The sequence below is a fragment of the Aequoribacter fuscus genome (genome assembly GCF_009910365.1).
Classification (GTDB): Bacteria; Pseudomonadota; Gammaproteobacteria; order Pseudomonadales; family Halieaceae; genus Aequoribacter; species Aequoribacter fuscus.
Genome location: NZ_CP036423.1, coordinates 1,434,062 through 1,458,067, shown reverse-complemented (window position 1 = coordinate 1,458,067; position 24,006 = coordinate 1,434,062). Strand labels below are relative to the sequence as shown.

Here is a 24,006-nt window from a genome sequence, read left to right as displayed (position 1 = left end):
ACTCCGATCGCACTATCGCCCTAACAGGGTATCGAGCACTTGCCGAATTTCTATCAAAATAGCGGGATCATCGATGGTCGCAGGTACCGTTACGCTCTCACCATTTGCCATTTTACGAATGGTAGCGCGCAAAATTTTACCTGAACGCGTTTTTGGCAATCGCTCGACCACAGCTGCGAGTTTAAACGCGGCCACGGGACCGATACGATCACGAACACTCTGCACCAATTCGTTCACGATCTCGGCGTGATCTCGGGTTACGCCTGCGCTCAGCACAACCAGCCCCATGGGTACTTCGCCTTTCATCGCATCCGCAATACCTAACACGGCACACTCGGCAACGTCGGGGTGGTCTGCGAGCACCTCCTCCATTCCGCCAGTCGAAAGGCGGTGTCCCGCGACATTAATGATGTCGTCGGTGCGAGACAGAATAAATGCGTAGCCCTCTTCGTCGATAATGCCCGCATCACCGGTATTGTAATAACCCGGGAAAGCGGCCAAATAGCTCTCGATGAAACGGTCAGGGGCATTCCACAAGGTAGGAAACGCACCCGGCGGCAGCGGCAACTTCACCGCCAACGAACCGAGTTCTCCGGGTGGCAAAGGGTTTCCTGCCTCGTCTAGCACGCACAAGTTCCAGCCGGGTGTCGGTTTCGTTGGCGAACCATCCTTGACCGGCAGATCTTGTATGCCTAAGCAATTGGCACAAATCGCCCAGCCGGTCTCCGTCTGCCACCAATGGTCAACCACCGGCACACCCAATTTCTGCTGCGCCCAGTGCAAAGTGTCTGGATCGGTTCTCTCACCCGCCAAGAATAAGGCACTTAGCGAATCGGTCGCGTAATTCAGCAGCAATTCACCTTTGGGGTCCTCTTTTTTTATCGCTCGGAATGCGGTGGGTGCAGTGAACAAAACCTTCACATGATACTGTTCAATCACACGCCAGAACGCGCCCGCATCTGGAGTGCCCACGGGCTTACCCTCGTACATCAGAGTCGTCGCACCCGCCAACAATGGTGCGTAAACGATGTAGGAATGCCCGACGACCCAACCTACGTCACTCGCCGCCCAAAACACCTCACCTTCGCCAACATCATAAATATGCTGCATGCTCCAGTGTAACGCGACGGCATGCCCACCGTTGTCCCGAACCACACCTTTGGGCTGTCCTGTGGTCCCGCTGGTATAGAGGATGTAGAGCGGGTCCGTCGCCGCTACGCTCACACAATCAGCCATAGGCGCTTTTGGCACCTCGACACTCCAGTCGTAATCACGCCCTTCGCGCATGGGCGCTTGCCACGCATCGCGCTGCACCATCAGCACCTTGGGAACCTCGTGCACGCTGAGACCGAGCGCCTCTTCAAGCAGTGGCTGATAGTGTACGACCCGACTTGGCTCTAGTCCGCATGAGGCAGCAATCACCAGCGTCGGTGTGGCGTCGTCAATGCGCTTGGCCAACTCATTGGCAGCAAAACCGCCAAACACGACGGAATGAACGGCGCCAATCCTTGCGCAAGCCAGCATAGCCACGACCGCCTCGGCAATCATAGGCATATAAATTAAAACTCGGTCTCCTTTCGTTACACCAAGGTTTTGAATTGCACCGGCGCAACGCGCCGTGAGCTCCGTAAGTTCTGCATAGGAGTATCGGCTTTGATTTCCGGTCATGGCACTGTCGTAAATGAGCGCGGTTGCGTCTCCCCGACCGGCGCGCACATGTCGATCGAGCGCGTTAAAGCACGTGTTTAACTCACCATCGCTGAACCAACGATAAACAGGCGCCTGACTGTCATCTAATATCGTCGTCGGCTTCCGCGACCATGATATGCCTGTCGCTGCCTCACCCCAAAACCCGTGGGGGTCATCTAAACTCTTTTGGTATACCGCGTCGAAGATACTGCTCATTTAGGCCCTCTATCGTTACCGTCAATCGTTCGTCGTCCCTCACTATAGCTTTTGACAGTGAGCCACAGCAATCGACCATAGTCGACTGTCGAACTTGTTTGAAATCAATAATCCACAAGATATTGACGACGACTGCAGAAGGGCGTATCTTTGATTTGTTACAGCTTAATGACACTTAGATGAAAATTAAGTGACAAAGCTGTGAAACTGTCGAGATGACAGATAACTTCAACAGGAGTACTAGACGTGTTAAAAAAAGTAGCATTATTGGGCTTAACCTCAGCACTTGCGTTAATTGCGGTGCCTTCAATGGCTGACGAGGCTAAACAGAGCTGCATCTTGAAAGGTGTGGTCAACAAAGCCAAGGCAGAACAACGCGGCTTAGACGTATACGTCGATTTCAAATCTGCCAAACCCGCTTCGCGGCAAGCGTCCTGCGATCTATCGCGCGGCCAACCGCTAATGATTAAAGAAGCGCAAGCCGAAAAACTTCAAGATCTGCCGCACGGAACACGCGTTGCGTACCAATATACCGTGATGGCAGACAACACCGCAGCTTGGCAATTACTAACGCCTAGCCTGTAGCTTACCATCATTTCGAGAAACCGGCTTTAGGCCGGTTTTTTCGTTCGATAACACTGGAAATTTCCCGCAGGGTCACTATTATTAAGAATGTGCTAAGAAAGCACGCATTCATGAATTTCTAGGAGTACAACGATGCAAGGAAAACCGGTTTACACTCACGCAAATGCCCAGGTGGAATCGCTGGTCAGCACGCATAAGGTGCTTCGCAATACGTATTTATTACTCGCAATGACTCTTGTTGTGAGCGCCGTATCCGCGGGCATATCCATGGCGATTGGCTTGGGTCAGGGCGCCGCATTGATTCTGATGCTGGTAGGATTTGGTTTGCTTTTCGTGGTCAACAAAATGGCGGATACCAGCAAAGGTCTTGTCGCGATCTTTGCTTTCACTGCCGTTATGGGCGCATCCATTGGCCCTATGTTGACAGCCTATCTGTCGCTACCCAATGGCTCTGCCCTAGTCATGCAAGCGCTTGGCGGTACCGCCTTGGTCTTTTTCGGCCTGTCAGCTTATGCCTTGACCACACGCAAGGACTTCTCGTTCATGGGCGGTTTCTTGATGGTGGGCTTACTGGTCGCCGTCGTGGCCATGATCGCTAATATCTTCCTCGCCATCCCCGCACTGTCACTGACCATTTCAGCGGCGGTGATCATGATCATGTCAGGTATGATCTTGTTTGATACCAGCCGAATCATTAACGGCGGCGAAACTAACTACATCAGAGCAACGGTTTCGCTGTATTTGAACATCTACAATTTGTTCATTCATATGCTGCACCTGCTCACCGCATTGACCGGTAGCGACGACTAAACCCAAGCGCCTTCGGGCGCTTTTTTATGACCCACGCTATTCTTGTTGCCTCGCCCCCCGGCTCTACCACGTACCTGCATGCAGAAGCCTTTTGCGCTGCACTAGCACAAAGAGCTGAGATCCGTGTTATATACTTTGCCGGCGACGCTGTAGAGGTTACTCAAGCGCAACACTCAGACATTCTTAGTCGCTGGCTCAAGCTTGCACGTGACCACCAAGTCCAGCTTTGGGTATGCTCAGGTAGCATGAGCGCCCTACCAAACTGTGATATACCCCCCGAGATCGAAGTCGCTGGGCATGCCAGTTGGGTAGAAGCCAGTCTTAGCGCCGCCAAAATAGTCAGTTTCCCAGCATGACTACAGACATTATTATTCTGTGCACAGAAAACTCTGCCGATCTGGCCCTTGAGCTCGGGTTAGTCTATGCCATGATGCAAACGTCGACGCATATCCTAGGCTTGCCGCGAGAGGCCAGCCAGTCATCGAACCTCGCCTTTTTCCGCGAACTTGGGGGAGAACTTCACGATACTGACCTAAACTCACTACTTGCGCTATACCCAAGCGCGCAAATCTTGAGGCTGTAGCTTTGGAGCAGCTCATCGTAATCCAACAAGCTTCCCTCGCTTCCTTTTTGGCGAGTACAGCGCCCAGCCAGAGCGTGCTGTTACTGCTTTTCGCGCCCAATGATCTCGATGTTAATCAACTCAAGAGTCTTGCCGAGCACTCAAGCGACACTTATTGGCTGTGCCCTCAGACTCAAGCCCTTCCGTTTGGACAACATGCAGATTACGACAAATGGGCCGAGCTTAGCGTACAATACACCCGATGTTTCTTTTGGCCTACCTAAGCTAGGAATATAACTTGCTCCCAAACGATTTTCAGCCCGCACGTTATCAAGCCCTTCTCAATGAAAAAACGCGTCGGTGTACTGAGCTATTTGCGCCGTTCACAGATCTCCAGCCCTCGGTGCACGACTCGCCGCAAGATGCCTTCAGAATGCGTGCGGAATTTCGCATTTGGCATGACGGCGACGACCTGTTCTACGCCATGTTCGATAAAGACAACCCCAAAGAGCCCCTGCGTATCGACAGCTACCCTTTTGGAAGCCCGACCATCCAAAGGCTTATGCCTGCCCTCAGAACCGCCATAATCGATAAACCGGTGTTGCGCGAGCGTTTGTTCCAAATCGAGTTCTTGACCAGCACGACAAAGGAGGCTCTGGTCACACTGATTTACCACAAAGCCCTCTCAGATGACTGGGAAGCATCTGCTCGCGCGCTAGCCAAGACATTGGACTGTCGAATTATCGGCCGTAGTCGCAAACAAAAGGTGGTACTCAACGGCAGCAGTATTAGCGAGACTCTCAATATTAACCATTCGAACTACCACTATCGTTACTACGAGCAGGGCTTTACCCAACCCAATGCGGCCATCAATATCAAAATGATTGAGTGGGTCAGCCAACACTTTGGTGATACTTCACGCGACCTCATCGAGCTGTATTGCGGACTGGGTAACTTCACGGTGCCGTTAAGCCAAAAATTTCGTCGAGTACTGGCCACTGAAGTTGCAAAATCTTCTGTACACGCCGCACATGAGAACATCGCACTCAATAACATTGAGAACATCGCTATAGCGCGCCTGAATGCCGCTGAAACCGCGCAGGCACTCCGCGGCGAACGTGCATTCAAGCGACTAGCAGCGCTGCCCCATGCACTTGGAGAATACGATTTCGCGGCTATTCTGGTGGACCCGCCACGGGCCGGGTTGGACGAGGACTCGCTGCGTTTAGCACAAAGCATAGACTCTATCGCCTACATTTCGTGCAACCCCGAAACCTTGGCACGTGACCTTGAACCGCTCACCCAAACACACACCATTGATGCATGGGCGGTGTTTGATCAGTTTCCCTACACGCACCACACCGAATGCGGCGTTATCCTATCTAAGCGCCCATAGCTCACGGAGCCAATGATCTAAACGGTACTCGGTTTGCGGCTCGGACTCTGTCGTAAACAGTAGCACGCGATAGCCGTTTCGCTCGAAAACGGATTGGCTATCGAGCAGCCTTTTCCACTGAGTCGAGCCCATAGTGTGAGGCTGGAATAAGATCACAGCCCGCTCATCCGGCAAATAAATGTCAGCGACTGCCCCCTCGTGCAGCTGGCATGCAATAGCAAAATGAATTCTGCGCAAATACAACCAGTTAGCACACCTTGCTTGCAGGGCACTTGAGCATTCACGTCCATCAATAGCTGTCCAATGGCCAGACCCAGTCAACTCAAACAGGTCGCTTTTGGGCAGAGGTTCTGTTTCTAAGGGCCGCTTAACCGCGTGAATTAGCGCCTGCAACTGACTGTTGTGCTCTGCTGCACTGGGCCAGTAAACCACCCCGCTCTTCATCCAACCTAGATCAGCTACTTCCCCGCCATTGCTCGCACCGAGGGCCGTAACAACCGTACCAAGAGGTGTGTCTTTAAGCCAGCCTATCTCGACCAACATGCGCTCGATGTAGACCGGATGCGGCAAACCCTCGCGCTCGGCCCACTCCGCTGCGCTGTGTCTTTGCTGTGCTTCGATCGCTACCAATAGAGGATGCGTCGCTACCTTTTGTGGCCATACGATATAGCGCCCAAAGCGTTTCGAGTTGCGGTAGGTTCCGCCCTCGAACTCACCTTTGGGTGTTAAGACCCATTCGTCGTCAACACGCTTGATCCACTCGTAATCGCGCAAGACCGCGAATAGCTGCTGGATCGGGATGTCTAATTGCCGGGCTAGCGCACTGGTCGACAGCTTATCTGGAGCCTCAGACATCGACTAATCAATGCACGACGCATAGCGTTGCACTAAAGCTTGGTACAAGCGATCCGCAAAATCCTCTGCGCCAGTGTCCAAGTCAGCGACTAATTCAACCAAATGTTCATTGTCTTCTCTTCCCGCCCACTGCTTAATGTAGGTGCCTTCTTTATACCCATTGTCTTGGCGGAAAAAGTTCAAGACATTTTTGCCCACATACGAGCGATAAAGCGCATCGAAATCTAATTCTGCCGCGGTCAGCAAATTCCAAAACAAGGTGACTGAAAAGCCGCCCGTCTGCAAACAATGCTGGGCCAAACTTTCGGTCGCAGTGCGGATATCCATGTCTACTGGATCATGCGTCGAAATTGCCTCGACGATCTGACTGGCCATCATTTCAAAGTCTTTGGCGGTATCGAACATAGCGGACAAACCAAAGTGCCAAATATCGATGACCTCGAGTTGGACTTGGTCCATATCGCATTCTTGATGTTTCCACCATTTATAACCCACGTGATCCATTAACTCGGCACACTCAATCCAAACCGCCCGGTACCATTCGTAATTTTGACTGACCCAATCGGGATGGACTTTCTGATTCATTTGATCCTGCAATCTCAGCATGGTCAAAATAGCTGGCGTCATAGTTTACTATTCCTGAAAATACGTGCGACGAAGCATGCGCAAGGCCTGACTAAAAAGCAAGTTAGCTGGGCTCCACCGTTAAAAATCGCTGCGTATTACCACACAAAATCTGATCAAAATCGGCGTCGGTCATGCCCTGCGCCTTTAACTGCGGAATGATGCGCTCAAAAATGTGCGTCATATTCCAATGCGGCAAAATTTCCGACGTCGAAACACCTGGCGGAATACCGGGAGGGCCACCCTGCCAGCAGTTAACATAATCGTGTGACATCAGCAGAGAGTCCCGATAACCCGCATCGACCAAGGCCTTGAAGTTGCGAATACGAATCTCATCAGGCACCTCGATATCCAAACCGAACCGATCGAAACCAACAAAAACGCCTTTGTCAGCGAGCGATTTTTGATACTCGATATCCTCGGTACCATCGGAATGCCCCACCACAAAATTATGCGGACAGACGCCTGCGCCGGTCACCAAGTCCACTTGCTCATGGCCACAATGGCAGCTTTCCGTGTGCGACAGCACGGGCACACCAGCGATTGCCGCCGCTTTACTGGCGGCGCGAATAATTTTACGTTCGTACTCAGACATGGTTGGCTCGCCGCTGGCAATTTTAACAATACCGGGCCGAATACCGGTTTCGCCCACGCCATCTTGGAGCTCTTTAACGAAAATTTCAGTAATCGCCTCCTCCTCCAACAGGCGGAAGGTGAACGGTTGTCCAGCCGCTTCGTAATATACCCCGGCGGCACAAATCAATTGAATCCCCGTGCGGGTTGCAATCTCGGCGTAGAAATCCACGTCGCGACCGATGTCCGACGGGCATGGGTCAATAACCGTTTGCACACCATAATCTTTGAGCTGCTCGAAAGCGGCACATACTCGCACAAGCGCTTCGTCACGTTTGAACTTTGGCTGTCTTGAGTCTAAAAACCAACCAGGAAACCCGATTAAAGCGTGTTCGTGAACCAATGTTTTACCCAACTTATCCGAGTCCAAGCCGCCCAATACTGATTGAATTTTTGCCATCGTGTTATTCTCCTTATTTGAAGCTCTACAATCGCCGCTGAACGTCGGCATGTCAACATTCAAAGATTGGCAAATCGCATCATCTTCGGCACACTAGCCCAGCATTCAAGTAAATGTTTAATAAGAGGCAACAATGCAAACACTGGGTAAAACGCTGAGCGGACTTTTTGTCGCGCTACTACTTATGGGGGCAGCATCTTCCCCGAAGAGTGATTGGTCACAAGTGCGCTTAGAGCGCATTGACACACTGCTGGAAGCGGCCGTTGAGACCAATCTCATGATTGGCGGCCAGGGACTCATTTGGCAGGGCGACCAAATCGTTTATAACAAAACCTTTGGTAAACGCGATCATCGCGACGCCGAAATGTTAGGCAAGGACGCCATTTATCGCATTTACTCGATGACGAAGCCGATCACTAGCGTTGGCATTATGATCCTGGCTGAGCGCGGAGAACTGCGCTTGAATGACCCTCTCGCCTTACACCTCCCCGAGTTTGCGAATTTACGTGCTTTTGATCCGACAGCAGAGCTTAACGCGGACCAGCCACTGCCCACGCAACCGCTGCAGCGCCTACCCACCATCGAAGATCTGTTGGCCCACAAGGCCGGATTCACCTACGGCATTTTCGGCAAAACTCCGGTTGATTTGGCGTACCTGCAAGCCGGCATGATGATGAATAAGCAGCTAACCCTAGCGGATTTTACGCAGCGCTTGGCCACCGTACCCCTGCAGTATCAGCCCGACACCAAGTGGCACTACAGCGTCGCCACCGATGTCCTCGGCCGCGTCATTGAGGTGGTATCAGGCCAATCGCTCGCCGAGTTCTTAGAGACCGAAATCTTTCAACCGCTTGGTATGCGCGATACCCGCTTTACAATCGCCAAGAGCAGCGAAGACCGCGTAGTCACCTTATATGCACCCCAGGGGACACCGGAACAACTCGACCCCGATGCCTTTGCTAAGGCAATGCAAGGACAGGGATTGGTGCCAGCACCTGATGCCTTGAACGATCCCTATCAGCCCGACGCTATCTTTCAATCAGGCGGTGGCGGCCTACTCAGCACGACCGATGACTACCTAAAGTTTGCTCGCATGCTGCTTAACGAAGGGGAGCTCGACGGCGTACGCCTGTTGGCCCCAAGTACTGTACGTTTGATGCGCACTGACTTTTTAGGCGAACAAGCGGCCAATGCCTATGTGAATGGGGGTACGCCTCGCGAGGGCCGAGGATTTGGTCTAGGCTTTGGTATGATCAAAGACCAAGGATTAGCAGCAACACCCCAGGGTGTAGGAACTTATTACTGGGGCGGTGCCGCCGGCACAACGTTCTGGATTGATCCCGAGAACGATCTTATTGGCATTTTCATGACGCAAAGTATTCCGCACAAAACCCAACTGGGACAAGATTTCATGAAGGCTACCTACCAAGCCTTCTTGCGTTGACAGCCACCACCGCGGACAATCGATTAACCCTAGCAGCCCAGTATATGGTACTCAGCGCGCTAGGGTTCGCGTTAATGGGCGCTTTGGTAAAACTAGCCGGCGCCCGGGGTTTTCCAGTGCTCGAGATCATAGCGGCGCGAGCCCTGATATCACTCGGTATTAGCGCGTGGGACGCACGCCGGAAAGGCATTGATTTGCTTGGAACACATCGCGGCTTGTTGTTTGCACGGGGGTTCGTGGGATTTCTTGCACTCATGTGCGTTTACACGTCGGTCATTCATCTGCCGCTTGCAGAGGCCACCCTACTACAATACACGCACCCTATTTTCACGGTTCTTTTTGCGCTAGTTGCCCTGGGCGAAAACGTGAGCCGGAACACCTTGATATGCATCGCTCTCAGTCTGATGGGGTTGTTGGTAGTGATCCAGCCCGACACATTTTTCGGTGGGGGCAAGGCTGCCTTACACCCCACTTACACTGCGCTCGGTTTATTAGGTGCCGCAGGATCAGGAGCGGCCTACGTTATTGTTAGAAAACTCGCACCGATAGAGGACAGTTCAGTGATTATTCTGTACTTTCCTCTCGTATGCCTGCCCGCCGCCATACTCCTAGGATGGGAGACGTTTGTGATACCCGCCGGGATAGATTGGCTTATCTTGCTCGGTGTTGGCGTATTTACCCAACTCGGGCAGTGGGGGTTAACGAAAGGCTTAGCACTCCATAATGCGGGAGCGGTCGTGGCGTTTTCCTATATCCAAGTTCCTATTGCTGGATTGCTGGGGGTGCTGCTTTTTTCCGAGACTCCGAGTATAACTACAGCAATAGGCGGTGCCCTGATCATTCTTGGCGCTTTGCTCAACTCAAAAAGGTAGAAACATGAGAATCATTGCAGGCTTATTTGTCGGTCTAACCCTGATTTTTACAGCACCATCAACACTGGGTGCGAGCGACGTCGCCATTGTCATTCATGGCGGCGCGGGCACCATCACTCGCGACAAGATGACGCCAGAGTTGGAGCAAAACTATCGTGATACGCTTGCTAAAGTGATCGATTATGGCCATGCACGCTTAGTGGCTGGTGACTCAAGCGAAACTGTGGTCATCGACGTCATAAAAATGCTGGAAGATTCGCCGCTGTTTAACGCAGGTCACGGTGCGGTATTGACGCATCAAGAGAAGGCGGAGCTTGATGCATCCATCATGCGAGGCTCCGACCTCGCAGCTGGTGCGATAGCGAGCGTGACGTCGGTCAAGAATCCAATCGAGTTAGCCTACGCTGTCATGACAGAATCGAAACACGTGATGCTTGTTGGCCAAGGTGCTGAACTGTTCGCGTCCGAGCAAGGGCTCGAGCTGGTCGAGAACGACTACTTCATCACGCCTCGGCGTCTTGAACAGGTCCGCAAGGCCAAGGCCCGAGAACCCTTGGCCCTGATTCCAAAACCCGAGAAGTACGGAACCGTCGGCGCAGTCGCGCTCGATAAGGCCGGCAACATCGTAGCGGGAACCTCTACCGGCGGCATGACAAACAAACGCTATGGTCGAGTAGGCGACGCCCCTATTATTGGCGCTGGTACTTACGCCGATAACGCAGTCTGCGGCATCTCCGCGACAGGCCATGGGGAGTATTTTATCCGGGCAGCCGTCGCGCACGATATTTGCGCCAGAAGCACCTACAAAAATATCAATCTGCAAGCCGCGGCAGACGAAGTAGTTCAAGAAAAGCTGGTCGCGATGGGCGGAGACGGAGGTATTATCGGCCTCAATCCGACGGGTGAGGTCATTATTAGCTTTAACACCACAGGTATGTATCGCGCCGGCATTAACAGCCGTGGCGAGCGCTTTGTGAAGATCTATGCTGAGCCCTAGCAGCCATTTGATCGCTCGTATTGTTGTCATTGTTGCGCTGAGCTTTTCCGTCATGACGACCGAGAGCGCGATACCTTTGAGCAAAGTAGTTGCGCAACCTTTGTCGCCTTTCGATCAGCGCCTCGATTACGGACCGAGTGAACACAATTTCGCCCTGCGATGGACAGCACAGCAAACCCCAGCTAAAGCACGAGTCATTTATGTGCATGGAGGCTGCTGGCTGAGCGAATTTGATCACACTCACGCCGACAGCTTCGTGTCTCACTTAGGCGAGAGTGGGTTTGACGCGTGGACTCTTGAATACCGCCGCACTGGCACAACTGGGGGCGGGTGGCCCACGAGTCTGCTCGATGTTCAGCAAGGTATAAAAGCCATCCTAGGCGATGATACAGTCACTCCGACTATCATAATCGGGCACTCAGCCGGAGGCCATCTCGCCTTGTTGGCAGCCAGATCAGAATGGCATCGTCAGACACCTGTCGCGACAGTCGCACTCGCACCGATCACCGACATGGTCGCCTATGCGATGGGCAAAAACTCTTGCCAGCAGGGTACCGTGCCCTTTATGGGGGCAGCACCCCACGAACAACCCGACGCCTACCGTGAAGCGAGTCCAAGCGCTTGGGATTATACAGATCGCTTGGTTTGGATTCTGCAAGGCATCGATGACATTATTGTGCCGAAAGAGCAGGCCAATGTGCTTGGCGCAAAGTCACTTTTGCTGCCAAGTGTTGGTCATTTTGATTGGTTGATGATTGACAGTGCAGCCCATCGCGAGCTCATGGACGTCCTAAAAACGGCGCTGACGACACTTGAGCATCAACAAAAATGAATTATCGGGTCAGCTAGCAGACCTGCTGACTGGGACTCAAGGCCCTGGGGCATTGCAAACAGTAGCGCCTGGAAAACTCAGTTGCGAAGCATGGCGCAGCACGAGTGCCCGGGGCGCATCAGGATGAAGGAGCTTAAGTGATAGACATTGAACGACAAGCCTTGCGACTGGATGAGCACGATGCTCTTAAGTCGTATAAAGCACGTTTTGAGCTTCCAGAGGCGACCATTTACTTGGATGGCAATTCGCTGGGCCCTCTCAGCCTTGCTGCGCTTCGGGCGCTGAATACGTGCGCGCGAGATCAATGGGGCAAAGATCTTATCAAAAGCTGGAACATACACGATTGGATTGGCCTGCCCCAGAGGATTGGTGCCGCTCTTGCGCCCCTCTTAGGCGCCACGCAAGATCAGCTGATCGTTTGTGACAGCATATCGGTCAATCTATTCAAACTGCTCACTCGAGTCCTGAGCGCCAGTGAGCGAAAGCGTGTTCTGCTCCAAGCCGACAATTTTCCCACCGATAATTACGTCGCACAGGGCTTGGCTGAATTTGCCCGAGGCGATATTTTGTTGAGTTACCATCAGACCAACGACATCGTTGAGCATTTGGACTCAGATGTTGCAGCCGTCGTGCTATCCCACGTGAATTACAAAACAGGCGAGCGCTACGACATTAAAACGATTTGCGAACAAGCACACCTTGCCGGCGCAATTGTCATCTGCGATCTAGCCCACAGTGCTGGAGTTCTCAAAATCGACTTGCACGCTTGGCAAGTCGATTTTGCCGTTGGTTGCGGCTATAAGTATTTAAACGGTGGACCAGGCGCACCGGGATTCATTTATGCCGCGAGGCCCGACGCTTTGATTGGCCGAAGTGCTTTACAAGGCTGGATGGGACACCAAGCGCCTTTTGCATTTGATCACGATTATTCACAGGCGAGCGACATGAGATCCTTCTTGGTCGGCACACCTCCGGTGCTGTCCATGGCGGCCTTACTGGGCGCTCTGACCGACTTCCAAGAACTTACCCTACCGCAACTGGAACAAAAGGCTTTAGCCTTAGGTGACTTATTCCTCACATCGCTGAGCAACTTAGGACTCGATGAGGAACTCCGTTTGGTGACCCCAAGGGAACACGCTCAACGGGGAGCTCAGCTCAGCTTCGAACACGAGAATGCTTACGCACTATGCCAAGCGCTGATTGCCGAGGGCGTAATCGGCGATTTTCGTGCTCCAAATGTACTACGATTTGGCTTCTCTCCTCTCTTCCTATCGTTTGCAGACGTTGTGGAAGCCGCGTTAAAGTTACACGAGATCGTGCGATGTAAATCCTATCTCGATGAGCGCTTTCTTCGCCGAAATACAGTCACCTAACAGCAAATTATCGGAGAGCAATAATGATATTAAAAGATAAGATCGTGATCATCACTGGAGCGGGCCCAGGCATGGGTCAGGCCGCCTGCCGCGGTGCAGCTGCGGAAGGGGCAAAGGTCGTTGTATCAGCACGTTCAGTCGATGCCATTAACGCCATTGCTGCGGACATCAATGCACAAGGCGGCGAAGCAATAGCGGTGCCTTGCGACGTCTCCAGCGATGAACAATGCAAAGCTCTGGTACAAACAGCGATTGATACGTATGGCCGGGTAGATGGTTTGGTGAACTCGGCCTACTACCATCCCGATTGGAACGATCTGATTTCACACCCTATCGAGCAAGTGACCCAAGCCTTAGATGTTATTGCAGTCGGCGCACTGCGTATGGCGCGTGAAGTCGTGCCCCACATGAAAAAACAAGGCAAAGGCTCAATCGTTAACATCTCTACCCTTGCCACGCGCAAACCCATGCCAGGTGAAGGCGGCTACGCGATGGGTAAATCTGCACTGAACCAGCTCACCCGCCAACTCGCCGTTGAGCTCGGCGGCACCGGCATTCGAGTGAACACGGCGCTAATGGGCTGGATGGACGGTGTGCCCCTGCAACACTTTTTCAGCTCGCAGCCCGACGGTGGCGATGCGTTTAGAGCCCAGCGAGCCAGTGAAATACCGGTAGGACACATTCCGCCCGATCACGCGTGCGCGCAAGCCATCTACTTTCTGCTGAGCGACTATGCCAGCGAGATTACGGGAGCGGCATTAGATGTAAACGGTGGCGATTGGGTGGCGGTCTAGGTCGCTCAAAAGCAAGGGGGCAACCCATAACCGCAACGCTCACCCTACCCCAGACGCAAAAAAAGGTGGCCAAGGCCACCTTTTCATGTCAGCGCTGTCTAGACCTAGGCGACTTCAAACAACCCTGCGGCACCCATACCACCGCCAATGCACATGGTGACCACCACATAACGCGAGCCGCGACGCTTGCCCTCTAACAACGCATGACCCACCATACGAGCCCCACTCATACCAAATGGATGACCAATTGAAATTGAACCGCCGTTAACATTCAAACGATCGTTATCAATACCCAACTGATCGCGGCAGTAAATCACCTGGCAGGCAAACGCCTCGTTCAGCTCCCACAAATCGATATCGTTCACCGACAAACCGTGACGTTTCAGCAACTTGGGAATGGCAAATACAGGGCCAATACCCATTTCGTCGGATTTACACCCCGCCACCGCTAAACCGCGGTAAAAGCCCAAAGGCTCAATACCTTTGCTGGCTGCTAAGGCCGAGTCCATAACCACACAAGCCGACGCGCCATCTGACAATTGCGACGCATTACCCGCGGTAATAAAGCGCCCTTCTTTGACCCAATTGCCATCTTTCCAAACGGGTTCCAGTGATTGCAATGACTCTAAGGTCGTCGATGGACGATTACATTCGTCGCGATCAACCACTACGTCTTGATAGGTCGTTTCTTTAGTCTCTTTATTGAATACGGCCATACGCGTCGCCATAGGCACAATCTCGTCCGCGAACAAACCGGCCTGCTGCGCGGCTGCGGTGCGTTGCTGACTTTGTAGCGAATAGATGTCTTGAGATTCGCGTGAAATATTGTAGCGCGCTGAAACCACCTCAGCGGTCTCCAACATTGGCATGTAAGCGGTTGGATCAATATCGACCACAGTTTGGGATACCGCACGGTAGGCATTCTTGTGTTTCGTTTGCACCAATGAAATTGACTCTACCCCACCAGCAACCGCGATATCGTACTCGTTGCACATAATACTTTTAGCGGCGGTTGCTATCGACATCAAGCCAGACGAACATTGACGCTCGATCGACATACCGGCCACGGTGTCAGGCAAACCACCCGCTAATGCGCACAAACGCCCCAAATTGTAGCTTTGCGTGCCCTGCTGCGCAGCCGCGCCAAAAATGCAATCATCGACTTCCGCTGGGTCAATACCCGCACGCGCCACGGCGGCTCGCACCACATGCCCGCCCATAGCGGGTGCTTCGGTGTCGTTGAACCCACCTCGGAACGATTTGGCTAAACCTGTTCGAGCCGTTGAAACAATTGCTGCTTCTCTCATTGTGATACTCCTTAAAAAAAACAATGCCGCACTGTGCGGCCTTTGTCATGAAAGCTCAACCCTTAAAAGGACTAATGACTCGTCAATTACACCGAACCCAGTAAATGCGCACTCATGTCGCCTTCGAGATCAATCCCTAAATAAGCCTTTTCTTTGAACCACCACTGACCATCTATAACGTGAAACTCATCTCGGTAACGGCCCGACGCGACCACTTGTAAAGGGAAGTCTGCGGTTTGCTGAATCACCGTCCAGCAAGAGTGCACCACCGCGGAGAGTGCACTGTCTGCCAACTCGATAATTGGATTGGTGATAATGTGTCGTGTGCGCGAGGTACCACAGTCGTAGGTTTTCACCATCGAGCGCCACAGTGCCTCGATCTTTTCAGGATCACTGATTTTTACATCGCCACCCAAAGCAATGTGCCCATGTCGAAACATGGCCGCAGCCTCTGCAAACTTAGCCTCGTCAATGCACAAACCATAACGGTACAAAACATTCGGGATTTCGATAGCAGGGTTAGACATACTTGTCTCCACATTATAGTAATCAATTCAGACTAGCAGAGTTTTCACTCACAGTGGCGGGTTCGGGCTAGAATCGATTGAAACTACAATGGACCAAATGGATTAAGGGGGCGCGATGAGCACGAATCCTTCGGTAGCGTGGGAAGCCTTTTGCCAGCAGTTGGCAGAGGCAGGAAAGCTGGTGTTAGACGACAAGGTCCCGAAAGACCCCTTAGTGCAAACTGAAGGCTACCGTTATTTGTCGCGCTTAACCAAACTCGCGCTAGAACAGTACGTCGAGGCGGTAGATCCAGACTTTCCGTTCTTTTATCAGCTCTCGCACGAGACAGCCAAAATTGGTGCAGACAACCCCGACAATCATTACTTAAACACCTCAATTAAAGGCGACTGCGACTACCGCATCACGGGTAAGTTGGGCACTATGCCCTACTTTTCGATTGTCGCTAATGCTATGCGTTACCACATCGATGGCAGCGCCCATGCAACTGGTAGCCTGATGATGGACGAGATCGAATGGGGGCCCAACGGCGAAGTCGAGATCATTGCCTCATGCAAGCCGCACGCGAAGAACTGGCTTCGCCTAGAGCCCGATGCCAGCGTCATCATTATCCGCCAGAGCTACATGGATCGCTCAACCGAGCGCCCGGGCGAATTTAAAATTGAGCGCATCAATGGCCCGGAGCGTCCAGAGCCACTCGCGACCGAGACCTTCTGCGAAGGATTGTCCCGAGCAGGACAATTTGTACAGGGCGTCTCGAAGACTTTTTTCGACTGGGCCTGCTTATTTCAACAGTACCCCAACCAATTCCCAGACATTGATCAATCGATGTTCCAGAAAGCCGGTGGCGCTGCAGATATTTACTACGCCCACGCCTACTGGAAGATCGCCGAGGATGAAGCTTGGATTATTGAAGTACAGCCGCCCGCGTGCGACTACTGGAACTTTCAAATCGACAATTTTTGGATGGAAAGTTTCGACTACCGTTTCCGAGAAGTCACCCTGAATAAGCACACTGCCAAACTCGATGAAGATGGGATGTTGCGAATTGTGTGCTGTAAAGACAACGCAGGCGTCGCCAATTGGATGGACACCTCAGGACACCCCGAGGGTACAGCACTGATACGTTGGGTCGGCGCGACAGAGCACCCACTGCCCACCACTCGCATCGTTAAGCTAAACGAACTCTAAGAGGCCTTTCAATGACACTGTCTGCCATTACCCAAATTGACGAACTCACTGTCGAAAATTTAAAAGCGATTGCCAGTGCACGTGCCGGCTTGACCGACTTTGGACCAAACCAATACGAGGAAGCCTTAGAGACACTGACGCGTTCGATGCGCGAAGAGGCTCAACTGTCCGAACAAGGCTTGATGATGCAATCCGAGCGACTGCTGAATTCGCTAAATAACCGACTGCGCAAACAGGCACTGCTTACCAAACATCCAGAAATTTTAGATGAACAAATCAAAGTCTCGGCCATTATTATCGGTTTGCCGCGAACGGGTAGCACCATGTTTCAACGCCTGTTGGCCTCGCATTCAAACTTTACTGCCACCTACTGGTGGGAGACGATGTTCCCCATGCCATTAGACCATGAGCCCGAGGGGGACCCAAGCGAGCGTATCGCTATGGGTGAGGCCTTAATGGAGCAGATTCTGGGCGCTATGCAAAATTTTGAAGCTATTCATCCCATGGACGCTCGAGCGCATGACGAAGAAGTCATGATGTTGGAACACAGCTTTGTCAGTAACGTGCCAGCCTCTGCGATGTACGTGCCTACCTACGACGAGTGGATGCTCTCTAAGGATCAAACGGATAGCCTGAGTGAGCTCATCGACTACATCAAAATTTTGCAGTGGCAAACACCCGAACGCCGACAACAGGGCTGGATTTTAAAATCACCACACCACCTTACCTGCACGGCAACGCTGCTTAAATTATTCCCCGATGCGTTAATCGTGATGCCGCACCGGCCTATCGACGAGGTCATGCCTAGCTGGTACAGCATGGTGGGCACTCTGACCAAAGCTGACTGCAATATCGACGACGTGGTTGTTCGCCAGGCTCATCACTGGAACGATCGTTTGGCCCGCAACCTCAAAAGCACCATTGCAGCACGTCGCAGTGCACCTGAGCGCTTTATCGACATTCACTACCAAGATTTGCTATCGCGCCCCTTAGAGGCCTGTAAGTCTGTATTTGAGCGCTTGGGGCTGCCCTTTGGAGACGATGATATCGAGCAGTTTAAAGCGCACATGGCGTCCAATAAGCGCGATGACCGCCCGCCGCACAAACACAATCTTGCAGACTATGACATCACGCTTGATCGCATCCGCGAGATCTTTGCCTTTTACAGCGAGGAGTTCGCTCAGGTGTTTGAGCGCTAAGCTCAGTCACGCGGATTAAGACGCTCTGAAGCAAGGCTCAGTGAACGATCGAGGCAATCGCAACTGTGGGCCACACCGGAAGCAGAAACCGAAGAGCCTGCCTATCCAGAGGGTGTTCAATTTACAATCCCCATTTTGAGGGTATGACATATCCCTGTAAAAAACAGTGAGTAGTCTTTGCTTTTAGATCGGAGTTTTGTCATGCATTTTTATCGATGGATCATTTGTGCGTGCTGTATGCTAACCGCACCTATTTGCGTGAGAGCCGACATGCAACCCGTTGACACAAGAGCAAGCATTGCGCCAGCCCAACTCATCGTCATTGCTCATCGAGGAGCCAGTGGGTATCGGCCGGAACATACTGTAAGTAGCTATCAGCTTGCAATCGAGCAAGGCGCTGACTTTATCGAGCCTGATTTAGTGATGACCAAAGACGGGGTTTTAATCGCCCGCCACGAAAACGAAATCAGCACGACCACCGATGTCGCTGAACGGTCCGAATTTGCGAACAGAAGAACCACCAAAACCATCGATGACGAAGTGTTTGAGGGCTGGTTCACTGAAGATTTTACGCTCGAAGAACTCAAGACCCTGAAAGCCCGAGAGCGCCGACCTGAATTACGCCCTGATAATGTGGCGATGAACGACCAGGACACAATTCTCACCCTTGACGAAGTCATTGCAATTGCGAAAACAGCAAGCATAAAAATGGGAAGAACGATTGGGATTTACCCTGAGCTCAAGCACCCGCACTATCACGAATCGCTGGGGTTCGACATGGTCGATACCCTGCTCACAAGCCTGGATCAGGCCGGCTGGAATCACCGTGACGCACCGGTCTATGTCCAGTGCTTTTGGCCCCAGCCTCTTATGGAAATCGCCACTAAAAGTACGGTAAAACGTATTTTTCTCGCGACTCGATGGCAGCCTGACGAGACAGTTATGGCCCGTTATGGACTCGATTATTGGCCAGACTTACAGTCCCAATCTGGCCTGCAAGCCCTTAGCCAATTTGCCGATGGCATTGGGCCGTCGGTAGATCTACTCATCGACCGGGCAGCTGATGGCACCATAGCGCCCAGCACACTATTACAGAATGCAAAACAAGAAGGCCTGAAACTTCACCCTTGGGGTGTTAATGCTGAGCCGAGTTTACTGCCCACATTTATCCAGTCCAATCCAACGGTCGAGGCTTGGAACGGTGTTGATGAACGAGCAGCGATAAACTGGTATCAGATGGTATTTGAGCTAGGCGTTGACGGTATGTTTACCGACTACCCTGACCTCAGTATTCGCGCACGATCAAACCTAGTATCGAGCGACTCACCCTAAGTAAAAAAGGCCGATGAGCTATTCATCGGCCTTCAAGATCCGGCGGGCTCAACGCACGCCCTCGCTGCCTAAGTTGCTTTACTGCTCAAAGACCTTTTTACCCCGTGCCCAGGTCTGCAGCACCGCTATATCTTTTAAAGCGGTCGCGTTTTCGGCCAAGGGGTCTTCTGACAGCACGACCATATCAGCTTGCTTACCCGGTGTTAACGAGCCCTTGATATCCTCTTCAAAGTACTGGTATGCGCCACCCTGTGTCATCGCGTACAAAACCTCCCTGGCTGATGCTCGCTGATCTGCGCCCAGCACAAAACCGCTGCGGGTCTGACGCTCCACCCCGGTCCACCACAAACGCATCATGTTGGGTGGTACGACGGGGGAATCGTTATGCACCGTGTAGTGGATCCCGAGATCTTGGGAACTCTTCAAGGGACTGATGTGCAAGGCACGCTCGTCACCAAAGCTAATGCGGTGCCAGTCACCCCAGAAAAAGGTATGCGCCACAAAGTACGAAGGCACTAGCCCCAGGCGCTTGTACTCTGCCAAATGGTCAGGTCGCGTGAGCTGTGCGTGAATGACCACACTACGACGATCGTCGTCTGCCGTAATGCCCGCATCGTCGTGAGCCGTAATGACCATATCAATCGCCGCATCACCGTTGGCGTGCGTGATAAAAGGCACTTTATTCTTGAGTAGAATCTGAGCACGCTGCTCGTAAGCTTCCAAAGGAATATTCGGGTATGCCACGTAGTGTTTTGGGTGCGGCACACCTTCTGGCGGCTCGTCGTAGGGCTCGCGCATATAGGCCGTTCGACCTTGCGGCGACCCATCCAACATAAATTTGACACCGCCCACTCGGATACCATCTTTGTATTGGGTCTGATAATCAAAGTTCTCTAGAGCCTCGCTCTCCAAACCGTTACCAATTGGGAACGCAACCAAATCGACGGGCAGTGGTTTCTGAGCAGCAACGGCGCGCAGCTTGCCAACCAACGTGGGGTTGGCCCCGCCCTCTTGCACGGTGGTTAACCCGTTTTTGACGTGCTCGTACACCGCGCGATCCACTAACTCGCTGAAGCCGTCTAACTCATCACTCGAAATGCTCGCCAAGCTCGAGCGAATTTTGTAGGTCGCAGACTCCTCCAGCACCCCATTGGGCGTTTTGCCGTCGGCCTCACGCCGAATGACACCGCCTGGGGGATTCTGCGTTTCTACCGTAATACCAGCCCGATCCAGCGCTTTGGTGTTGGCACTGGCTAGGTGGCCTGATACGTGAGTAATCACGATCGGGATATTCGTCGAGACTTCGTCCAAGTCATGACGCGTCGGATGCCGACCTTCTGCTAGCAAGGAATCATCGTAACCGAATCCGTAGATCCACTGGTCTTCTTCGAGGTCACGCTCAGCAATGAAATCGCGAATGGCTTGCTGTAACGAGGCAATATCGGTCACTGGACCTACAGGGGGCGGGTTTAAGTTGACCATATCGGCCATCGCGCCCACGAAACTGAAGTGTCCATGTGCGTCAATAAAGCCAGGAACTAAGGCTTTATCGCCAAGCTGTATGACCTCTGTTGATTCTCCAATGTGTGCGGTCGCGGCTTGCCGAGATCCAACCACGAGAATCTTGCCATCTTTAACCGCCACCGCTTCAGCGCCCTCAGTCGCCTCATCCATTGTAATGATGTTGCTACCCATAAATACTGTATCAGCAACGACCGCAGGCTCGATAGCGTCTTTACTGCAGCCCGTCAACGTTAGGATAAGCGCGGCGAGCAAACTCATGTATTTCATAATCTTCCCCTTTTTTCTTGATCAGATCCTAACACAGCACGGGCGCAGTGCATCTAGGTCCAGTTGTACTATGAGCGAGGTGCCAGCGTCACATTGACTGACGCTTCAATCGACAACGGTTCAACATCTGGAAGAATCACGTACAATGCCGGCACTGAGTAAAGGGAGCAAATAACGTGAGATTAGTGTCTTGGAACGTCAATGGTATTCGAGCCGTTACCAAAAAGGATTTTTTCGAGTCATTTGAGCGCATGGCACCCGATGTGCTTTGCCTGCAAGAGACCAAAGCGCAAGATGACCAGGTGCTTGAGGCACTAACAGAACTCGATCCAGCTTACAAAGTGTTCAGCAATTCAGCTGAGAAAAAGGGCTACTCTGGCACAGCCATTATTACTCGCGTTGAGCCCATTAGCGTAACAGCCGACATGGGCATGCCCGAGCATGATACCGAGGGGCGCGTTTTGTGCGCCGAATTCGAGACCTTCTACCTAGTCACCGTCTACACCCCGAATTCAGGTAGCGAATTGAAGCGCCTAGACTACCGTCAAAGCTGGGATAAAGACTTCGCAGACTATTTAAAGACCCTCGAGCAAACCAAACCGGTCGTTGTGTGTGGTGACCTGAATGTTGCTCATCAAGATATCGATCTTGCTCGCCCCAAACAAAACTACAACAAAAGCGCCGGTTACATGCAGGCAGAGATTGATGGCTTTGACCGTTTGGTCGATTTGGGATTTGTGGATACCTACCGACACTTTAACCCGAATACGGCTAAATATTCTTGGTGGAGTTATCGCGCCGGCGCCCGCGAAAAGAATATCGGGTGGAGAATTGATTACTTTCTGGTCACGCCCGAGCTCACATCGAGTTTGACCGGTGCCGAAATCTACAACGATGTCTATGGATCTGATCATTGCCCGGTTGGCATCGACATTAGCGCGACCTGAGAGTCTTGTAACCGCAACCCAACGACGTCTATCGATCAAGTGGCGTGAGCGTAGCCCGGACATATTGCTTCGAATCAAACCTTAGCTCATAACCAGCTTACGATTTGTTCACACAGCGAGTCTCTGCAGCGTTTTAGGGGTACAATGGCAGACAGGATTTCACTGACGGCGAGGACAACATGCAAACACCGATTACTCTGGGCGAATTCATCATCGAAAGCCAAGCCGAATATCCAGAGGCGACCGGTGCCTTGACCTCTTTGTTCTCGTCGCTTCGCTTGGCCGCCAAAGTAGTCAACCGCGAAATTAACAAGGCGGGCTTAGTCGACATTGTTGGCGCGGCAGGCAACGAAAACGCGCAAGGCGAACAGCAGCAAAAACTGGATGTCTTCGCCAACGACAAATTCAAAACCGCACTCGCAGCACGCGGTGTGGCCTGCGGCATAGCCTCCGAAGAAGAAGACAACTACGTGACCTTCGACGAGGGCCACAACAAAGACGCCGATTACGTGGTGTTGATGGACCCTCTGGACGGCTCATCTAACATTGATGTGAACGTCTCTGTCGGTACGATCTTCTCGATCTATCGCCGTGTTTCACCCGTAGGCTCGCCCGTTACCCTGGAAGACTTTTGCCAGCCCGGTAAAGACCAAGTAGCTGCGGGTTACATTATTTATGGCTCATCGACCATGATGGTCTATTCCACGGGCAACGGTGTGAACGGATTCACCTTCGACCCTAGTTTGGGTGTGTTTTATTTATCACACCCCAAAATGACGACCCCGACTTCAGGCAAAACGTACTCTGTTAACGAGGGCAACTACGTTCGCTTTCCGCAGGGCGTCAAAAAGTACATCAAATACTGCCAGGAAGAAAACGCAGAAACTAACCGCCCTTATACGTCCCGCTACATCGGCTCTTTGGTGTCAGACTTCCACCGCAACTTGATCACCGGCGGTATCTATATGTACCCGAGCTCCAGCCGTTACCCCAATGGCAAGCTGCGCTTGCTGTACGAGTGCAATCCCATCGCTTTTCTCGCCGAACAAGCCGGTGGTAAGGCCATTGCGGGCGCGGGTCAGCGCATCTTGGACATTAGGCCAACTGAACTGCATCAGCGTGTCCCCTTCTTTGTGGGCTCGGCCAATATGGTGGACAAGCTCGAGGACTTTCTTTCCGAGTAATTCGCGAGCCGCAACGCGGCGAGGCTGTGAACGACGCTCAGCTGCGCTGAGCGGCCGGCTTAGTCCGGCCAGATTTGACGAGGCGTATGCCGATGGCAAATCTGTTACTAAAGAAAATAAACAGAAGATGGTGCCCGGGGCTGGGTGAACAGGGAATTCGAGCCGCAACGCGGCGAGCCTGTGAACGACGCTCAGCTGTGCTGAGCGGCCGGCTTAGTCCGGCTGGTTTTGGCAAGGCTTTGCCGCAGCCAAAAGCATAAAACAATAAATTAAAAAGGAGATGGTGCCCGGGGCCGGACTTGAACCGGCACGCTGTTGCCAGCGAGGGATTTTAAGTCCCTTGTGTCTACCAATTTCACCACCCGGGCAGCGAAGGCGCGCATAATAGCACAGCCTTGGGGATTTTTGGCAAGCGAATCACATTTTTATCGGGCTTTTTCTTAGTTCG

Annotated in this window: 23 protein-coding genes and 1 tRNA gene; 16 read left to right on the top strand and 8 right to left on the bottom strand. The window is 52.5% G+C overall.

Features of this window, described 5'->3' with window-relative positions; all coding sequences use genetic code 11:
• Positions 1-12: 12 nt before the first annotated feature.
• Entirely contained in the window at positions 13-1,905 is a 1,893-nt protein-coding gene (locus EYZ66_RS06555) for a propionyl-CoA synthetase (RefSeq protein ID WP_009575781.1), read from the bottom strand.
• A 246-nt stretch (positions 1,906-2,151) separates the two neighbouring features.
• Here EYZ66_RS06555 and EYZ66_RS06550 point away from each other — a divergent pair, with 246 nt between their 5' ends.
• The 5 genes from EYZ66_RS06550 (at position 2,152) to trmA (ending at position 5,258) form a co-directional block, all read left to right on the top strand.
• Positions 2,152-2,490, top strand: coding sequence for a hypothetical protein (locus EYZ66_RS06550; RefSeq protein ID WP_009575780.1), 339 nt, complete (start codon positions 2,152-2,154; stop codon positions 2,488-2,490).
• 132 nt (positions 2,491-2,622) lie between these two features.
• Entirely contained in the window at positions 2,623-3,300 is a 678-nt protein-coding gene (locus EYZ66_RS06545; RefSeq protein WP_009575779.1) for a Bax inhibitor-1/YccA family protein, read from the top strand.
• 26 nt (positions 3,301-3,326) lie between these two features.
• Positions 3,327-3,656, top strand: a complete 330-nt coding sequence (locus tag EYZ66_RS06540; RefSeq protein WP_040816617.1) for a DsrE family protein — start codon at positions 3,327-3,329, stop codon at positions 3,654-3,656.
• The gene (locus EYZ66_RS06535; RefSeq protein WP_040816615.1) at positions 3,653-3,883 is read left to right on the top strand and encodes a hypothetical protein; all 231 of its coding nucleotides are present in this window, start codon (positions 3,653-3,655) and stop codon (positions 3,881-3,883) included. The genes EYZ66_RS06540 and EYZ66_RS06535 overlap by 4 nt, the downstream gene beginning before the upstream one ends.
• A gap of 277 nt (positions 3,884-4,160) precedes the next feature.
• A complete protein-coding gene (trmA, locus tag EYZ66_RS06530; protein ID WP_009575777.1) occupies positions 4,161-5,258 on the top strand; it encodes a tRNA (uridine(54)-C5)-methyltransferase TrmA in 1,098 nt (365 codons plus the stop codon).
• On the opposite strand, the gene EYZ66_RS06525 is transcribed toward trmA, so the two are convergent.
• The 3 genes from EYZ66_RS06525 to EYZ66_RS06515 all read right to left on the bottom strand — a co-directional run bounded on the left by EYZ66_RS06525 (position 5,241) and on the right by EYZ66_RS06515 (position 7,770).
• On the bottom strand, positions 5,241-6,113 hold the full coding sequence (locus tag EYZ66_RS06525) for a hypothetical protein (protein WP_009575776.1): 873 nt from the start codon (positions 6,111-6,113) through the stop codon (positions 5,241-5,243). The genes trmA and EYZ66_RS06525 overlap by 18 nt on opposite strands.
• A gap of 3 nt (positions 6,114-6,116) precedes the next feature.
• Positions 6,117-6,740 (bottom strand): dUTP diphosphatase, encoded by a 624-nt coding sequence (locus EYZ66_RS06520; RefSeq protein ID WP_009575775.1) that lies wholly within the window; start codon positions 6,738-6,740, stop codon positions 6,117-6,119.
• Positions 6,741-6,801: 61 nt separating this feature from the next.
• Positions 6,802-7,770, bottom strand: a complete 969-nt coding sequence (locus tag EYZ66_RS06515; protein ID WP_009575774.1) for a phosphotriesterase family protein — start codon at positions 7,768-7,770, stop codon at positions 6,802-6,804.
• A gap of 133 nt (positions 7,771-7,903) precedes the next feature.
• Between EYZ66_RS06515 and EYZ66_RS06510 the strand changes: the two genes are divergently transcribed.
• The 6 genes from EYZ66_RS06510 to EYZ66_RS06485 all read left to right on the top strand — a co-directional run bounded on the left by EYZ66_RS06510 (position 7,904) and on the right by EYZ66_RS06485 (position 14,082).
• Entirely contained in the window at positions 7,904-9,214 is a 1,311-nt protein-coding gene (locus EYZ66_RS06510; RefSeq protein WP_050793409.1) for a serine hydrolase domain-containing protein, read from the top strand.
• Between the two features lie 44 nt (positions 9,215-9,258).
• Positions 9,259-10,086, top strand: a complete 828-nt coding sequence (locus EYZ66_RS06505; RefSeq protein WP_040816626.1) for a DMT family transporter — start codon at positions 9,259-9,261, stop codon at positions 10,084-10,086.
• 4 nt (positions 10,087-10,090) lie between these two features.
• Complete coding sequence (locus tag EYZ66_RS06500) at positions 10,091-11,083, top strand: isoaspartyl peptidase/L-asparaginase family protein (RefSeq protein WP_009575771.1); 993 nt, start codon at positions 10,091-10,093, stop codon at positions 11,081-11,083.
• Positions 11,070-11,915 carry an alpha/beta hydrolase gene (locus EYZ66_RS06495; RefSeq protein WP_009575770.1) on the top strand — a complete coding sequence of 282 codons (846 nt, stop codon included), beginning with the start codon at positions 11,070-11,072 and terminating at the stop codon, positions 11,913-11,915. The genes EYZ66_RS06500 and EYZ66_RS06495 overlap by 14 nt, the downstream gene beginning before the upstream one ends.
• Before the next feature lie 137 nt (positions 11,916-12,052).
• A complete protein-coding gene (gene kynU, locus EYZ66_RS06490; protein WP_009575769.1) occupies positions 12,053-13,288 on the top strand; it encodes a kynureninase in 1,236 nt (411 codons plus the stop codon).
• Between the two features lie 23 nt (positions 13,289-13,311).
• On the top strand, positions 13,312-14,082 hold the full coding sequence (locus EYZ66_RS06485) for an SDR family oxidoreductase (RefSeq protein ID WP_009575768.1): 771 nt from the start codon (positions 13,312-13,314) through the stop codon (positions 14,080-14,082).
• Positions 14,083-14,186: 104 nt separating this feature from the next.
• Here EYZ66_RS06485 and EYZ66_RS06480 read toward each other — a convergent pair whose 3' ends face one another.
• Together EYZ66_RS06480 and EYZ66_RS06475 are read right to left on the bottom strand one after the other, a co-directional pair.
• A complete protein-coding gene (locus EYZ66_RS06480) occupies positions 14,187-15,389 on the bottom strand; it encodes an acetyl-CoA C-acyltransferase (RefSeq protein ID WP_009575767.1) in 1,203 nt (400 codons plus the stop codon).
• An 86-nt stretch (positions 15,390-15,475) separates the two neighbouring features.
• A complete protein-coding gene (locus EYZ66_RS06475; RefSeq protein ID WP_009575766.1) occupies positions 15,476-15,916 on the bottom strand; it encodes a nuclear transport factor 2 family protein in 441 nt (146 codons plus the stop codon).
• A 115-nt stretch (positions 15,917-16,031) separates the two neighbouring features.
• On the opposite strand from EYZ66_RS06475, the gene EYZ66_RS06470 reads away from it, so the two are divergent.
• The 3 genes from EYZ66_RS06470 (at position 16,032) to EYZ66_RS06460 (ending at position 19,636) form a co-directional block, all read left to right on the top strand.
• Positions 16,032-17,105 carry a DUF1214 domain-containing protein gene (locus EYZ66_RS06470; RefSeq protein ID WP_009575765.1) on the top strand — a complete coding sequence of 358 codons (1,074 nt, stop codon included), beginning with the start codon at positions 16,032-16,034 and terminating at the stop codon, positions 17,103-17,105.
• Between the two features lie 11 nt (positions 17,106-17,116).
• Positions 17,117-18,304: a sulfotransferase family protein gene (locus EYZ66_RS06465; protein WP_009575764.1), complete on the top strand. Its 1,188-nt coding sequence runs from the start codon at positions 17,117-17,119 to the stop codon at positions 18,302-18,304.
• A 270-nt stretch (positions 18,305-18,574) separates the two neighbouring features.
• Positions 18,575-19,636 carry a glycerophosphodiester phosphodiesterase family protein gene (locus EYZ66_RS06460; RefSeq protein WP_158027003.1) on the top strand — a complete coding sequence of 354 codons (1,062 nt, stop codon included), beginning with the start codon at positions 18,575-18,577 and terminating at the stop codon, positions 19,634-19,636.
• 78 nt (positions 19,637-19,714) lie between these two features.
• Here the strand turns inward: EYZ66_RS06460 and EYZ66_RS06455 are convergent, their stop codons facing one another.
• A complete protein-coding gene (locus EYZ66_RS06455; RefSeq protein ID WP_009575762.1) occupies positions 19,715-21,427 on the bottom strand; it encodes an amidohydrolase in 1,713 nt (570 codons plus the stop codon).
• A gap of 176 nt (positions 21,428-21,603) precedes the next feature.
• Between EYZ66_RS06455 and EYZ66_RS06450 the strand changes: the two genes are divergently transcribed.
• A complete protein-coding gene (locus EYZ66_RS06450; protein WP_009575761.1) occupies positions 21,604-22,374 on the top strand; it encodes an exodeoxyribonuclease III in 771 nt (256 codons plus the stop codon).
• 179 nt (positions 22,375-22,553) lie between these two features.
• Positions 22,554-23,558, top strand: coding sequence for a class 1 fructose-bisphosphatase (gene fbp, locus EYZ66_RS06445; RefSeq protein ID WP_009575760.1), 1,005 nt, complete (start codon positions 22,554-22,556; stop codon positions 23,556-23,558).
• A 281-nt stretch (positions 23,559-23,839) separates the two neighbouring features.
• On the opposite strand, the gene EYZ66_RS06440 is transcribed toward fbp, so the two are convergent.
• Positions 23,840-23,926 (bottom strand) — tRNA-Leu (locus tag EYZ66_RS06440).
• Positions 23,927-24,006 lie beyond the last annotated feature (80 nt).